The sequence below is a fragment of the Streptomyces sp. NRRL S-1022 genome (assembly GCF_000720135.1).
Taxonomy (GTDB): Bacteria; Actinomycetota; Actinomycetes; order Streptomycetales; family Streptomycetaceae; genus Streptomyces.
On sequence record NZ_JOIU01000017.1, the window covers coordinates 83089 to 96651 of the forward strand.

General features: G+C 72.5%; 14 protein-coding genes. 8 read left to right on the forward strand and 6 right to left on the reverse strand.

The window, feature by feature from the left end:
* The first annotated feature begins 5 nt into the window (after positions 1-5).
* The 3 genes from IG05_RS0124775 to IG05_RS0124785 are packed head-to-tail and all read left to right on the forward strand — an operon-like array spanning position 6 to position 3220.
* Positions 6-950, forward strand: coding sequence for a carbohydrate ABC transporter permease (locus tag IG05_RS0124775; RefSeq protein WP_030345894.1), 945 nt, complete (start codon positions 6-8; stop codon positions 948-950).
* Between the two features lie 6 nt (positions 951-956).
* Positions 957-1790: a carbohydrate ABC transporter permease gene (locus tag IG05_RS0124780; protein WP_030345896.1), complete on the forward strand. Its 834-nt coding sequence runs from the start codon at positions 957-959 to the stop codon at positions 1788-1790.
* 17 nt (positions 1791-1807) lie between these two features.
* Positions 1808-3220, forward strand: a complete 1413-nt coding sequence (locus IG05_RS0124785) for a GH1 family beta-glucosidase (RefSeq protein ID WP_030345898.1) — start codon at positions 1808-1810, stop codon at positions 3218-3220.
* A gap of 15 nt (positions 3221-3235) precedes the next feature.
* On the opposite strand, the gene IG05_RS0124790 is transcribed toward IG05_RS0124785, so the two are convergent.
* The gene (locus tag IG05_RS0124790) at positions 3236-4219 is read right to left on the reverse strand and encodes a helix-turn-helix domain-containing protein (protein WP_037814619.1); all 984 of its coding nucleotides are present in this window, start codon (positions 4217-4219) and stop codon (positions 3236-3238) included.
* A gap of 217 nt (positions 4220-4436) precedes the next feature.
* Here IG05_RS0124790 and IG05_RS0124795 point away from each other — a divergent pair, with 217 nt between their 5' ends.
* Complete coding sequence (locus tag IG05_RS0124795; RefSeq protein WP_030345901.1) at positions 4437-4802, forward strand: hypothetical protein; 366 nt, start codon at positions 4437-4439, stop codon at positions 4800-4802.
* A 178-nt stretch (positions 4803-4980) separates the two neighbouring features.
* Positions 4981-6210, forward strand: coding sequence for a cytochrome P450 family protein (locus tag IG05_RS0124800; RefSeq protein WP_030345903.1), 1230 nt, complete (start codon positions 4981-4983; stop codon positions 6208-6210).
* 44 nt (positions 6211-6254) lie between these two features.
* On the opposite strand, the gene IG05_RS47070 is transcribed toward IG05_RS0124800, so the two are convergent.
* From IG05_RS47070 to IG05_RS0124815, 4 genes are all read right to left on the reverse strand, one after another.
* Positions 6255-6395 (reverse strand): hypothetical protein, encoded by a 141-nt coding sequence (locus tag IG05_RS47070; protein ID WP_234336007.1) that lies wholly within the window; start codon positions 6393-6395, stop codon positions 6255-6257.
* 55 nt (positions 6396-6450) lie between these two features.
* A complete protein-coding gene (locus IG05_RS49475; protein ID WP_234336009.1) occupies positions 6451-6645 on the reverse strand; it encodes a hypothetical protein in 195 nt (64 codons plus the stop codon).
* An 11-nt stretch (positions 6646-6656) separates the two neighbouring features.
* Positions 6657-6866: a hypothetical protein gene (locus IG05_RS49480; protein WP_234336011.1), complete on the reverse strand. Its 210-nt coding sequence runs from the start codon at positions 6864-6866 to the stop codon at positions 6657-6659.
* Positions 6867-7050: 184 nt separating this feature from the next.
* The gene (locus IG05_RS0124815) at positions 7051-8625 is read right to left on the reverse strand and encodes a N,N-dimethylformamidase beta subunit family domain-containing protein (protein ID WP_234336012.1); all 1575 of its coding nucleotides are present in this window, start codon (positions 8623-8625) and stop codon (positions 7051-7053) included.
* A gap of 299 nt (positions 8626-8924) precedes the next feature.
* Between IG05_RS0124815 and IG05_RS0124820 the strand changes: the two genes are divergently transcribed.
* The gene (locus IG05_RS0124820) at positions 8925-10220 is read left to right on the forward strand and encodes a phosphatase PAP2 family protein (RefSeq protein WP_030345907.1); all 1296 of its coding nucleotides are present in this window, start codon (positions 8925-8927) and stop codon (positions 10218-10220) included.
* A gap of 10 nt (positions 10221-10230) precedes the next feature.
* Here IG05_RS0124820 and IG05_RS0124825 read toward each other — a convergent pair whose 3' ends face one another.
* Positions 10231-10587, reverse strand: a complete 357-nt coding sequence (locus IG05_RS0124825; protein WP_030345908.1) for an ArsR/SmtB family transcription factor — start codon at positions 10585-10587, stop codon at positions 10231-10233.
* A gap of 137 nt (positions 10588-10724) precedes the next feature.
* Here IG05_RS0124825 and IG05_RS0124830 point away from each other — a divergent pair, with 137 nt between their 5' ends.
* Together IG05_RS0124830 and IG05_RS0124835 are read left to right on the forward strand one after the other, a co-directional pair.
* Entirely contained in the window at positions 10725-12698 is a 1974-nt protein-coding gene (locus IG05_RS0124830) for a heavy metal translocating P-type ATPase (protein WP_030345909.1), read from the forward strand.
* Positions 12695-13093, forward strand: a complete 399-nt coding sequence (locus IG05_RS0124835; protein WP_030345911.1) for a hypothetical protein — start codon at positions 12695-12697, stop codon at positions 13091-13093. The genes IG05_RS0124830 and IG05_RS0124835 overlap by 4 nt, the downstream gene beginning before the upstream one ends.
* The last annotated feature ends 470 nt before the right edge of the window (positions 13094-13563 follow it).

Sequence of the window (13563 nt, forward strand, 5' to 3'; positions counted from 1 at the left end):
CGCACATGACCACGTCCACCGTCACCGCACCCACCGCGGTGTCCGAGGCCGGCCGCCCGGCCCCCGCCCGGCCGCGGCGCCGGCAGCGGCTCGCCCAGTGGGGGTTCGTCGCCCCCGCGGTCCTCTTCATGCTGCTGTTCTTCGGCTACCCGCTCGTCCGCAACGTCGTGATGAGCTTCCAGCACTACACGCCGAAGACGTTCTTCACCGGCGAGGCACCCCTCAACGGCTTCGACAACTGGTCGAAGGTCTTCCGGGACGCCCTGTTCGGCAAGGCGCTGTGGCACACGCTCGTCTTCACCGCGGGCTCACTGCTCGGCCAGTTCTGCATCGGGCTCGCCCTCGCCGTCTTCTTCAGCCGGAGGTTCCCGCTGAACGGCGCCCTGCGTTCGCTGATCCTGCTGCCCTGGCTGGTGCCCATGGTGGTCTCCGGCATCGTGTGGCGGCGCATCCTCGACCAGGACACGGGTGTACTGAACTCCTTCCTCGACACCCTCGGCCTGGGCGGCCACACTCCATGGTTGACCAGTCCGCACATGGCCCTGCTGTCCGTCATCCTGGTCAACGTATGGATCGGCATCCCGTTCAACATGGTCATCCTGTACGGCGGGCTGCAGGAGGTCCCCCGCGAGCTGCACGAGGCGGCCGCCCTGGACGGCGCCTCCGCCTGGCGGACGTTCCGCTCGGTCACCCTGCCGGTGCTCCGGCCCGTCATCACGGTCGTCCTCGTCCTGGGCTTCATGTCGACGGTCAAGATCCTCGACCTGATCCTCGCCCTCACCGACGGCGGCCCCGCCGACGCCACCCAGACCCTGGGCACGCTCACCTACCAGAACTCCTTCGTCCGGCTGGACTTCGGAGCGGGCGCCGTCGTCGGCAACGTACTGATCCTGATCTCCGCGCTGTTCGCGGTGCTGTACCTGCGGGCCAGCCGCACCGAGGGGAAGTGACCGAGGATGGCCGCTCAGAACACGAAGCCGCCCGCGGACAGGCGTCGTTGGGGTTCCACCGTGGCCGGTGTGCTCGTCCTGTGCGTCATGCTGTTCCCGCTGTACTGGATGCTCGACACCGCACTCCAGCCCGAGTCCGGGCTGCTGGAGGCCGATTCCGTACCGCACAGCCTTGACCTGTCCGGCTTCTCCAAGGCGCTCGGCGACCAGGGCGGCCACCTGCTGACCTCGCTGGTGGTCTCGCTGGGCGCGGTCGTCATCTGCCTGGCGATCGCCGCTCCGGCGGCGTACGGGCTGGCACGGTTCGGGCTGCGCGGCACGCGCACCCTCGTGTTCGGCACGCTGATCACCCAGATGGTGCCGGGGATCGTCATCGCCAACGCGCTGTACACCTCGTACGTGGATCTGGGCCTGGTCAACTCCTACGCCGGCCTGATGCTCGCGGACGCCTCGCTGGGCATCCCCTTCTCGATCGTGCTCATGCGGTCGTTCATGCTGTCCATCCCCGGCGAGGTGATCGAGGCCGCCCAGATGGACGGGGCGGGCCGGCTGCGCACCTTCGTGCGGGTGGTGCTGCCGATGAGCCGCAACTCCCTGATCACCTCGGGTCTGTTCGCGTTCCTGTTCGCGTGGAGCGACTTCATGTTCGCGCTCACCCTCAACACCACCGACGACGTCAAGCCGGTCACGCTGGGCATCTACCAGTACATCGGCGCGCACGTGGGCGACTGGGGCTCGGTGATGGCCGCGTCCGTGCTGTCCGCGGTCCCCGCCGCGATCCTGCTCGTTCTCGCGCAGAAGTACATCGCCGCCGGCATCACCGGCGGATCCGTCAAATGACCCCCGGAGCACCGCACATGACCGACTCCCCGGCCTTCCCCCGGTTCCCCGACGGGTTCGTCCTCGGCGCCGCGACCGCCTCCTACCAGATCGAGGGCGCGGTGGACGAGGACGGCCGCGGCCCGTCCATCTGGGACACCTACAGCCACACCCCCGGCCGGGTGGCGAACGGCGACACCGGTGACGTCGCCTGCGACCACTACCACCGCTACCCCGAGGACATCGCACTGCTGCGGGAACTCGGCGTCGACTCCTACCGGTTCTCGATCGCCTGGCCGCGGATCGTGCCCGACGGCTCCGGACCGGTGAACCCCAAGGGCCTGGACTTCTACTCCCGCCTCGTCGACGAACTCCTCGCGGCGGGCATCGAGCCGGCCGCCACCCTCTACCACTGGGACCTCCCGCAGGCCCTGGAAGCTCCGTTCCACAGCGGCTCCGCCGCGGGCGGCGGCTGGCGGGTCAGGGCGACCGCCGAGCGGTTCGCCGAGTACACGGCGGCCGTCGCCACGCACCTGGGCGACCGCGTGCCACGCTGGATCACCCTGAACGAGCCGTGGTGCAGCGCCTTCCTCGGCTACTCCGTCGGCCGGCACGCCCCCGGCGCCCAGGAGGGCCGGGGCGCGCTCGCCGCCGCCCACCACCTGCTGATCGGGCACGGACTCGCGGTCGGCGCACTGAGGGCGGCCGGAGTGCGCGAGGTGGGCATCACCCTCAACCTCGACCGCAACCTGCCCGCGACCGGCTCCGCCGCCGACCGGGCCGCCGTCGTCCGCGCGGACACCCAGCACAACCTGATCTGGACGGAGCCGCTCTTCGCGGGCCGCTACCCGCGGGCCGAGGAGGAGACCTGGGGCGAGCTGATCAGCGGCCAGGACGTCCGGCGCGACGGCGACCTGGCACTGATCGGGCAACCGCTGGACTTCCTCGGCATCAACTACTACCGGCCGATCGTCGTCGCCGACGCCCCGCACCGGGAGGCCGACCCGGCGCGGCGCACGGCGACGGACAACCGGTACGCGGAGGTGCGGCTGGAGGGGGCGCGGCACACCGCGATGGAGTGGCCGGTCGTACCGGACAGCCTCACCGACCTCCTGGTGGAACTGAGCGAACGGTACGGCGACGCGCTGCCGCCCCTCCACATCACCGAGAACGGCTCCGCCGAGCACGACGAGGTGAGCGCGGACGGTGCGGTGCACGACAGCGACCGGGTCGCCTACCTGCGCGACCACCTCACCGCGCTGCGGGCGGCCCTGGACGCGGGCGTCGACGTGCGCGGGTACTACGTCTGGTCGCTGCTGGACAACTTCGAATGGGCCCACGGCTACGGCAAACGGTTCGGCATCGTCCGCGTCGACTACGACACGCAGCGGCGCACGCCGAAGGACAGCTACCACTGGTACCGGGCGCTGATCGCCGCCCAGCGGGACTGACGGCACCCGCGCTGCCTAGGGCCGCGTGTCCTCCGCGACCGGTTCGCCCAGGCTCCGGTACTCGGTGGGAGTCATCCCCGTCGCGGTGCGGAAGGCACGGGTGAAGTCGGAGGCCCGCGGGAAACCCCAGCGGGCCCCGATCGCACCGACGGGGACGGCCCCGAGCAGGGGGTCCGCCAGGTCCCGGCGGCACCGGGCGATCCGCTCCCGGCGGATGTACCCGTTCACCGTCGTGCCGTGCACCTGGAAGACACGGTGCAGGTAGCGCATCGAGATGCTGTGGGCCGCCGCGACCGCGGCCGGGCCGAGGCCGGCGTCGTGCAGGTGCCGGCTGATGAACGCGGTGATCTGCTGGTACAGCGTCGCCGTGCGGCTCTCCGCGGGCAGCGCGGACGCGCGGTCGGCGCGCCGGGCGATGACCGCCGCGGCGAGGTCGACGACGGTCGTGCCGAGCCGTTGCCGGTCGGGGCCGCTCAGGTCGGGTTCCGCGTCGGCCAGGCCGGCCAGCGTCTGACGGAACACGTGCCCGACGCCGTCGGCCGCGCCGAGGCTCGTCCCGCACAGCGGGGCGACCACGTGGTCGGGCAACGGCATCAGGCGCCGGGGGAACTGCAGCACCAGGGAAGCGCAGCTGCCCGGGCCGCGGGCCGACGCCTCGAACGGCCGGGAGCTGTCGTACAGGACGATCTCGCCGGGGCCGAGGACGGTGTGGTGCCGCGCCTGCTCGATGCCCTGCCGTCCGGAGGTGACGACGGCGATCTGGTACAGCTCGGGATCCGACTCGCGGATCAGGCGCGGGGAGCGGTAGCAGACCAGCCGCGCGTACGAGATCACCGACAGCTGCACCGGACCCAGCGCCATGGCGCGTATACGCGCCCCGAAGTTCCCGGGGTCGGGAAACCGGAAGCGGGTCGTCACCAGGGCCTGGGCGGTGGTCTCGGCCCAGGCGGTCGTTCGCTCGGCGGGCGGCAGACAGGAGGTGTCCAGGACGGTCATCATGACGGTTCCCCGTGGCGTCACCGGTGTCGCTCTTGGTCAACAGCACTGTCCGCCGCCGCGGGCCGCCGACGGAAGACCCTTCTTCGTCAATCGGTGTGTGCGCTGCGTGCCAAGCAGTGTGCACCGTGTGCTCACGACACCGGGGGCGGCCGGCGGGCAGGCTCGGAGCGCACCGCCACTCCACAGGCGGTGCGTCCACGAGATGGGAGGATCTTTCGTGCGGACGTCACACAAGGCCGGCCTCGCCGCGGCTGCCGCGGTGCTCGGACTGGCCGGCATGCTCGCCCCCACCGCCTCTGCCCAGCCCCGGGCGGCGGCGGCCCCGTCCGACTGCCCGAAGTACTACTTCTGCGGGTACAAGCAGGCGAACTTCGAGGCACTGGCCTTCACATTCAAGGACTGTTACCTGCAGGAGATCCCCGACGGCCTGAACAGCGGCGGGTCCTGGTACAACAACCAGTCGACGGGGACGAAGGCCCGCATGTACGACAAGAACAAGAGGCTCATTTACACCACACCGGGCGCCCCCTCCTCGGACGCCCACGGCGACTGGGGCCCCGTCTGGTACATCGACGCCTGCTGACCCCACGCCGTTCCCCGGCCGGGGCCTCCACGGGGCCCCGGCCGCACCCGCGCCCGATCCGTCCCGGTCGGCCGGGACCTCCGATTCGGGCACCCCGGCGGTGGGCAGGGCGATGGTGGCCGCTGTGCCGGACAATCGGGGTAGGGGCCCCTGTTGCGAGGTCCGTCCGGGAGGTGCGATGAGTGAGCAGCCGGTGCTTCTTCCTTACGCCGACCCCGCCTTCGTGGCTGATCCATTCCCGCTCTACCGGCGGTTGCGGGAGGACGGTCCGGTTCGACGGGCGGTCATCGCAGGCGGCCTGGACGCCTGGCTGGTCACACGGTACGAGGACGGGCTGGCCGCGCTGTCCGATCCGAGGCTGAGCAGCGACGTCCGGGACGCCGCGGACCCCCGCCTCGTCGAGCAGCTGCCCGACTTCGAGCGGGAATCACTGATGAGCACCATGCTCCGCTCCGACCCGCCCGACCACACCCGCCTGCGCCGCCTGGTCTCGAAGGCGTTCACCGCGCGCCGGGTCGCCGATCTGCGGCCCCGGATCCAGGAGATCACCGACCGGTTGCTCGACGCGGTGGTGCCGGCCGGCCGGGCCGAACTCGTGGCGGACTTCGCCCTGCCCCTGCCGGTCACCGTCATCGGCGAACTGCTCGGCGTCCCCGTGGACGACCGGTACGACTTCCAGCGGTGGACCGACGCCATGCTCGTCAGAGGCGAGAAGATGCCCGACCCGGCCGTCGTCAACGAGGCGTGGCAGCGGATGCGCGCCTATCTGACGGTGCACCTGGAAGCCAAGCGCGCACGGCCGGGAGACGACCTGCTCAGCGCCCTGATCAGCGCCCATGACGAGCAACAGCGGCTCAGCCGCGACGAGCTGACCGCCATGACCTTCCTGCTGCTGGTCGCCGGGTACGTCACGACGGTCAACCTGATCGGCGGCGGCATCGCCGCCCTGCTCGCCCACCCCGACCAGCTGTCCCTCCTACGGGAGCAGCCGGACCTGCTCCCCGACGCGATCGAGGAGTTCCTGCGCTACGACGGCCCGGTCAGCCCCGGCATCGCCCGCTTCGCGCGGGAGGACGTCGAGATCGCGGGCGTGACCGTCCCGCGCGGCGCGACCGTGCTCATCGCGTCCGCGATCGCAGACCGTGACCCGGTCCGGTTCCCCGACCCCGACCGGCTGGACGTCACCCGGCGCGACAACGGCCACCTCGCCTTCGGGCACGGCATCCACTACTGCCTGGGCGCACCGCTCGCCCGGCTGGAGGGCCGGATCGCCATCGGAACGGCACTGCGCCGCCTCCCCGGCCTGGCCCTGGCCGTACCGCCGGGCGAGCTGACCTGGCGGCCTGGCGGTCTGCGCGGCCCGGCGCGACTCCCCGTCACCTTCACGCCGGGCGGCCGGGCGGACTGACCACCGGAACCCACCCGCCGGCCTCCCGGGACCCGGGCCGCTCCCTACGCGCCGCCCTCCGTCAGCGCGTGCGTGAGGTGGTCGGCGAGCCGGGGCAGCCAGTCGGGCCGGGCGTTGCCGAGCAGTGCGGGACGGAGAGGTACGTGCCGCGCGGTGCCGTACGGGCCAGCGGTTCGCCGTTCCAACGCGCCCGAGCGCCCTGCCCGGCCGCGGAGTTCGGCCTGAGGCGGACCCGTCCGCTCAGAGCGGGAACAGCATGCGCAGCGCCAGGCCGGCGACTTGGTGGAGTCGGTCTCGGGTATGGCCGCTCGCCGCCTGCACGGCGATGCCGTCGGTGACGGTGTACACCAGCTGGGCAAGCACACACGGGTCACAGTCCGCGGGCAGGTCGGCTGCCTGCTCGAAGCGCCGACGGAGCGCGGCTTCGCCGGCCATCCGCCGTGCGATCACCTCCTGGCGGACCGGGTCGGAGTCCGCCCGCAGGCGTGCACGCTGTTGACGCTCAGGCACCCGTGGGGCGTGTGCGGCCCGGTGGTCAGCTCGACGGCTCCTCGGACCAGACGCTCGACGACGTCCCGCGCGGTGGGCGCTTCCAGGGCCTCGACGGCGAAGGCGCCGGGGCCGGCGAAGTAGCGGTCGAGCACCTTGCGTGCCACCGCCGCCAGGACGTCCGACGCCGGCCGGTGAGGCCACGCCCGCCCGGTGCGCGGGCAGGGCGGTCCGGCGTACAGGGGTCGGGCCGCCTGCGGCAGGGGCGCGGCCGGCGGCACGCACCCGGAGCCCGCCGCCAGCGCCTGGCCGAGGTCCCCCCGACCCGGTGGTGACGTTCCGCGACCCACCTCACGCGCCCGCTCTGTACACCTCGCTCACGTTCGGGCGCGCCGCCGGGCGGTGACGGGCGGCGGCGCCCTCCGCGAAGGCCCGCAGGACGTTCTCCGTCGTGCGGGTCACGAAGGCGCGGGTGCGGGCGTCCATCCCGTGATCGCGGCCACCGTCGGGGGTGCCGGCCATGAGGGCCTCCACCCAGCGCATGGTGCCGGTGGCGAACACCCCCGCGCCGCTGCCGGCCGTGTAGTAGGCCGAGTCACTGTGGCTGCGGCGGCCACCGCATGTGAGGGGGGAGTGAGCGGTTATCTCCAGCGGCTCGGGGACGGGCGCCCCAGGAGTGACCCGGTCGTATTCGACGCCGACCAGGTGGTCGAAACCGTCGCCGGGCCGTACGCCCGTCCCTTCGTACAGCCAGTGGTCCGCCGTGTGGACGACGTACGGCGCGTCCGTCGGATAGCCCTCGTACAGCACGCCGGTCAGCGAGGACTCGGGATCCGGCGCCGGAGCCTGGCGGAAGTCGGTGGTCACCAGGGCGGGCCGGGTGGTGTAGAAGGGGTCGGCCCGGACGGCGGACTTGTAGCAGACCACCGTGCGGTCCGGCCGGGTCTCCCCCTGCTCCAGACGGACCCGGCGGAAACAGGTGTTGGCGCCGAGGAAGAGCACGTTGGTGCCGGCGTCGCGGGCCGCGGTGACGTGCCGGCGCTGCTCCGAGGTCCAGTACTCGTCGTGCCCCAGACAGACGACCGTGGCCGCGCCGCGCAGCACCTCCGGATCACGGTGCACATCCGTCCCGGTGGTGTAGGCGAGGGGTATGCCGAGCCGTTCCGCCAGCACCACCGCCGCCCGTTCGTACACCATGAACTTCTCCGCGCCGTCGGCGTCGTAGGGCCGGTCGAAGCTGACGGCCAGGGAGCGGGTGGCGTACGCGCCGGAGGCACCGGCGTAGAGGCTGTAGCCGCCCCATCGGTTGTAGGCCTGCCAGGTGGCCGGCGCGTGTACGAGGACCGTACGGCCCGTGCCCCGCGTGGAGCGCACGATCAGCGGGAGGTAGCGCTGGTGGCCGCTGTCCGCCTCCAGCCGCAGCAGGTACGCGCCCTCCGGCCAGCCGGCGGTGCCGAACGTGAGCGTGCGCGGCCAGTCCGCGCGCACCGTGCGGGTCTCGGCCAGGAACCGGGGTTCGGGCTGGACGCGGCCCCGTACGCGCTCCGACGACCACACGAGCCGGGCCTGGGCCCCGCCGTACCAGCCGACGCGGAAGGCCGAGACCCGGAAGGACGCCGCGGTCGTCGACACGTACAGGCCGCACTCCTCGCCCGGCGTCACGCTCACCCGGTCCGCGTACCCGGTGACGGCCGGAGCGGGACCGCGGGACGTGATACGCCAGTCGGGTGTCCCCGGCCGGTCCCGTTCCGCTTCGGGCCGCCCGGAGGCGGCTGCCGGGTGGGACCCGCGCGGGGGAGTGGTCCGGTCGCAGCCGGCCGCCGTCACCGAGGCGAGTCCGAGTCCGGCGCACGCCCCGACGAAGCGCCTGCGCCCCAGCCGTCGCTCGTGCTCCGGCCCTCCCGGCCGGGCGGAATCCACGCCCATCACGCCTCCCGCACCCGAGCTCGCGCCTCACCTGCTCTCCGGCCAAGGTGACACGGCTCCGCTCGCCGCGCGCCGCCTGCCTCCGGCGAGGGGGCTGATGCCCGCCTGGCCGGGGTATGCCGACCCGCGTAAGCCAACGCGAATCACTCCGATAGCATGTTCGAACTTTCGTATAAGGCTTTTCGTCTATCGCACCAAATACCAACAAAACGACTGAACGATTGAAATCCAGGGCGTCACGGGTGTTCCCTCAGACAAACGACAGGACCGCGTTGGCCGTATGGCGTCAACAGCGAGCGATGGTGTGGGTCGCGGCAGGGGTGGTGGCTCTTGGATTCCTGGTCGTGCTGGAGATCGTCGCACGCCGATACGGTCAGCCGGGACCGCTCACCAGCCAGGTGGGGGAGCTGATATTCGCCCCCAAACCGGGGCCGCTGTACGGCGGCCTGGCGCTGATGATGGTGGTGCTCACCTGGCGGCAACGGTTCATCGCGGCCGGGATCGCGATCGGGATCGACGTCTGCTTCGTTCTCGTACGGCTGGCGACCGGCGCCGAGATGACCGACGGCCACTCCTTCGGCAACGGCGCACTGTGGGTGATGGTGGGCTACGCGGTCGTCGCCGTCACGCGCCGCACCGGCCAGGAACGCGTCCTGCTGCTGAAGGGCGTCGGGCTGGGCCTGCTGCTGGTGGCCGGCCGCAAGACGGGCGACACCTGGCTGTTCATCACCTCGAAGGCGCGCCCGATGGTGCTCGACCAGTACGTGGCGACCGCCGATCACGCGCTGGGCAACCCGTCGTGGCTGGTGGGCCGGATCGTCGGGGCCACCGACCCGATCGGCCCCCATCTTCTCCACCTGGTCTACGCGCAGCTTGCGGTGGCCGCGGTCGTCGTCGCGCTGTACCAGCTGCGCAACGTGGCGGTCGAGCGCCGTTTCCCACGCCACCACCTGGTGCGCACCTTCCTGGTGATCGGCCTCCTCGGGCCGGGCATCTACATGATCTTCCCGGTGGTCGGACCGGTCTTCGCCTACGGCCCGGGCGCCTCCGGCACCGGCGGTGTGCAGTGGGCGGTGGCCGACCTCTGGCCGCACACGCCGCCGTCGATCAGCGTCCCGCACCCGATGTCCTACGACGGGATCACCCCCCGCAACTGCATGCCCAGCCTGCACACGGCGTGGGCCACCGCGATCTTCATCCATACCCGCAAGGGCTCACGGCTGCTGCGTCACGCGGGGACGTTCTGGCTGACCGCCACGCTCACCGCCACGCTGGGTTTCGGATATCACTACGGCGCGGATCTCGTCGCCGGCGTGGTGTTCGCGCTCACCATAGAGACGGCGTTGCGCTCGCTCGACCGGGGCTGGGACCGATCGGGAATCCAGTTGGTGATCTACGGGACCACGGTTTTCACCGCGCTCCTGGTGTCGTACCGCTATCTGCCGATGGAGCTGGCCGGACACCCGGCGGTATTCGGGCCGCTCCTCCTCCTGGCGATGGCCTCGGTGGTCTACGGCTACCTACGGACCACCAGACTGTGGGAACCGGCGGCCGTACCGGCACGCCAGCCGGAACCCGCACCCGAACCCGTCTGAGCGTGCCGCTTCACGTACTGTCGCGCAGGCCCAGACGCAGGTGCTCGACGTGGTGGAGGGCCTGCTCCAGCAGCTCGGCGACGTGGTTGTCGTAGAGCGCGTAGACGACCGAGCGGCCCCGGCGGTCGCCGGTGACCAGGCCCAGGTTGCGCAGGAGGCGCAGCTGGTGCGAGCAGGCGGACTGCTCCATGCCGACAGCCTCCGCGAGTTCGGTCGCCGCGCACGGGCCCTCCAGGAGGCGGGCCAGGATGCGCAGACGGGAGGGCGCGGCCAGGGCCTGGAGGGTGGCGGCCACGTCCGTGGCACCCACGGACTCCAGGCGCTCGCGCGCGGTGGCGGTGGTCTTCGTATCGGTTCCGTGGCCCATGGCACTCATCCTACGGACGACGTTCCATGAACGAATGAATGACTCTTCATGTGGTCCTGTACGGTGGGGGGAGTGGCGCCGGCCCCCCGGCCGCCCCTGTTTCGTCATGCCCCCGTCGGTGAAGGACCTGCGCTCCGATGACCTCCACCCTCACCCACCCGTCGGCCGACAGGGCCGCACCGGCGCGCGACGACGCCGTGCCCCGGCGCCGCACCCGTGTCCTCGCCCTGCCCGAGGTGCGCTGGGCGATCGCGGCCACCGTCTCCTTCCTGCTCGCGCTCCCGCTGCAGCTGACCGGCGCCCCGGTGGGGACGTGGGGCCCGCTGTACGCACTGGCGTACGCGGCCGGCGGCTGGGAGCCCGGCTGGGAAGGGCTGAAGGCGCTTCGGGAGAAGTCCCTCGACGTCGATCTGCTGATGGTCGTCGCCGCGCTCGGTGCCGCGGCGATCGGGCAGGTCATGGACGGGGCACTGCTCATCGTCATCTTCGCCACGTCCGGTGCGCTGGAGGCCCTGGCCACGGCACGCACGGCCGACTCCGTGCGGGGGTTGCTGGATCTCGCGCCGGCCACGGCGACCCGAGTCGACGCCTACGGCGGGGAGCAGCCGGTCGCCGTCCAGGAGCTGGCCGTCGGCGACACCGTCCTCGTACGTCCCGGCGAGCGCGTCGGCGCCGACGGCCGGGTGCTGGACGGCGCGAGCGACGTCGACCAGGCGACCATCACCGGTGAACCCCTCCCCGTCACCAAGGAGAAGGGCGACGAGGTCTTCGCGGGCACCCTCAACGGCACCGGGGCGCTGCGCATCCGCGTCGAACGGGACGCGTCCGACACCGTGATCGCCCGGATCGTCCGCATGGTGGAGGAGGCGTCCGGGACCAAGGCGCCCACCCAGCTGTTCATCGAGAAGGTCGAACAGCGCTACTCGCTGGGCATGGTGGCGGCGACACTGGCCGTCTTCCTGGTCCCGCCGGCCTTCGGTGCGCCGCTCACCGACTCGCTGCTGCGCGCGATGACCTTCATGATCGTGGCCTCGCCGTGCGCGGTCGTGCTCGCGACCATGCCGCCCCTGCTGTCGGCCATCGCGAACGCCGGACGGCACGGCGTGCTCGTGAAGTCGGCCGTGGTCATGGAACGGCTAGCGCAGGTCGACGCGGTGGCGCTCGACAAGACGGGCACCCTGACCGAGGGCACACCACGGGTCACCGACATCAGCCCGCTGCCCGGACGGGACCCGGAGCAGCTCCTCGTCCTCGCGGCGGCGGCCGAGCACCCGAGCGAGCACCCGCTGGCACGGGCCATCGTGGACGCGGCGCGTGAGCGGGGGCTCGCGCTGCCGGTGGCGGAGGACTTCGACTCCACGCCGGGCGTCGGCGTGAGCGTCACCCTGGACGGGCGGGTCGTCGCCGTCGGCGCACCGGCCCGGTTGCTGAACGGCGCGACGGACGCCGGCTCCGCCCGGGCAGCGGCCCTCGCGACCGGGCTGGAGGACGGCGGGCGGACCGCCGTACTGGTCAGCCTGGACGGAGCGCCGGTGGGGGTACTCGGCATCGCCGACCGGCTGCGCCCCGACGCCACCGCCACCGTCGCCGCGCTGACGTCCCTGACCGGGACCTCGCCCCTGCTGCTGACCGGCGACAACCCGCGCGCCGCCGCCCGCCTCGCCGCCGAGGCCGGCATCGACGACGTACGTGCCGGGCTGCTGCCCCAGCACAAGGTCGGCGCCGTCCGGGACGCGCAGGACGCGGGCCGCAGGATGATGGTGGTCGGCGACGGCGTCAACGACGCCCCGGCGCTCGCCGCCGCCCACACCGGTGTCGCCATGGGCCGCGCGGGCTCCGACCTCGCCCTGGAGACCGCCGACGCGGTGATCGTGCGCGACGAACTCGCCACCGTTCCCGCCGTGATCTCCCTGTCCCGGCGCGCCCGCGGGCTGGTCGTGCAGAACCTGGTCATCGCCGGCGTCTTCATCGCCGGCCTGGTGGTGTGGGACCTGGCCGGCAACCTGCCGCTGCCGCTCGGTGTCGCGGGCCACGAGGGTTCCACCGTCCTCGTCGGCCTCAACGGGCTGCGGCTGCTGCGCGAGGCGGCCTGGCGGCGGGCCGCCGAGTGAGCCGGCGCAAGGAGCCCCCGGCTCAGGCGGCGTCCCCGTGCACGGTGACCGTCTGCCGCGGCTGCTGCTGCGGCACCGACAAGGTTCCCGGCGTCGACCACCGCGCTCAGCTCGCCACGCTGAAGGCCCGGCTGGCGCCGGTCGCCCGGATCCGCGCGGTGAACTGCCTCGACGCCTGCGAGCAGGCCAACGTCATCGTCGTCCAGCCGTCCTCGGCCGGGAGGGCCGCGGGCGGCCGCCCCGTGTGGCTCGGGCTGGTCAACGACCCGGACGCCACGGACGACATCGCGGCATGGGTACGTGCCGGCGGGCCGGGGCCGGCCGCACAGCCGGAGATCCTCGACCTGTACCGGTTCGCGCCGTCCCGGCGTGTACAGCGGAGCCTGGAGGACTGAACCCACCGGTCGCCCGGCAGCCCCGGGCCCGGCCGGAAAACACCAGTACCTTGCGGGCGCGCCGGTGTACCTGCACCGGGCGGAGGGCGGTTGAAGCCGGGCCGGCACTGGCTGTACCACACCGGTCCGGTCCTGGCGGCGGTGATCGTCATCCCGTGGTTCCTGGCCGACAAGCTCGACGACCTGCCGGCGTCCAAGCGGGCACGGCGGGAGCTGCTCGGCCGGCGTACCGACCGGGCGCCGGCACCACGGCGCGCCGACGGTGACCGGCATCGCCTCCCGGAGCCGTCCGCCGACGTCTTCGACGGCGACTGGGCCCGCACCGCCGGCCAGTCGCTGCTGCGCCGGTACGGGCAGTCCCCCAACCTCCGGCGTCCGCTGCTGTTCACCGACGACGGCGTCTGCCTCGCGGCCTCGCCAGGACGACGCCCGTCGCCGACCGAGGCCGAGCGGCTTCGACATCGTCACGG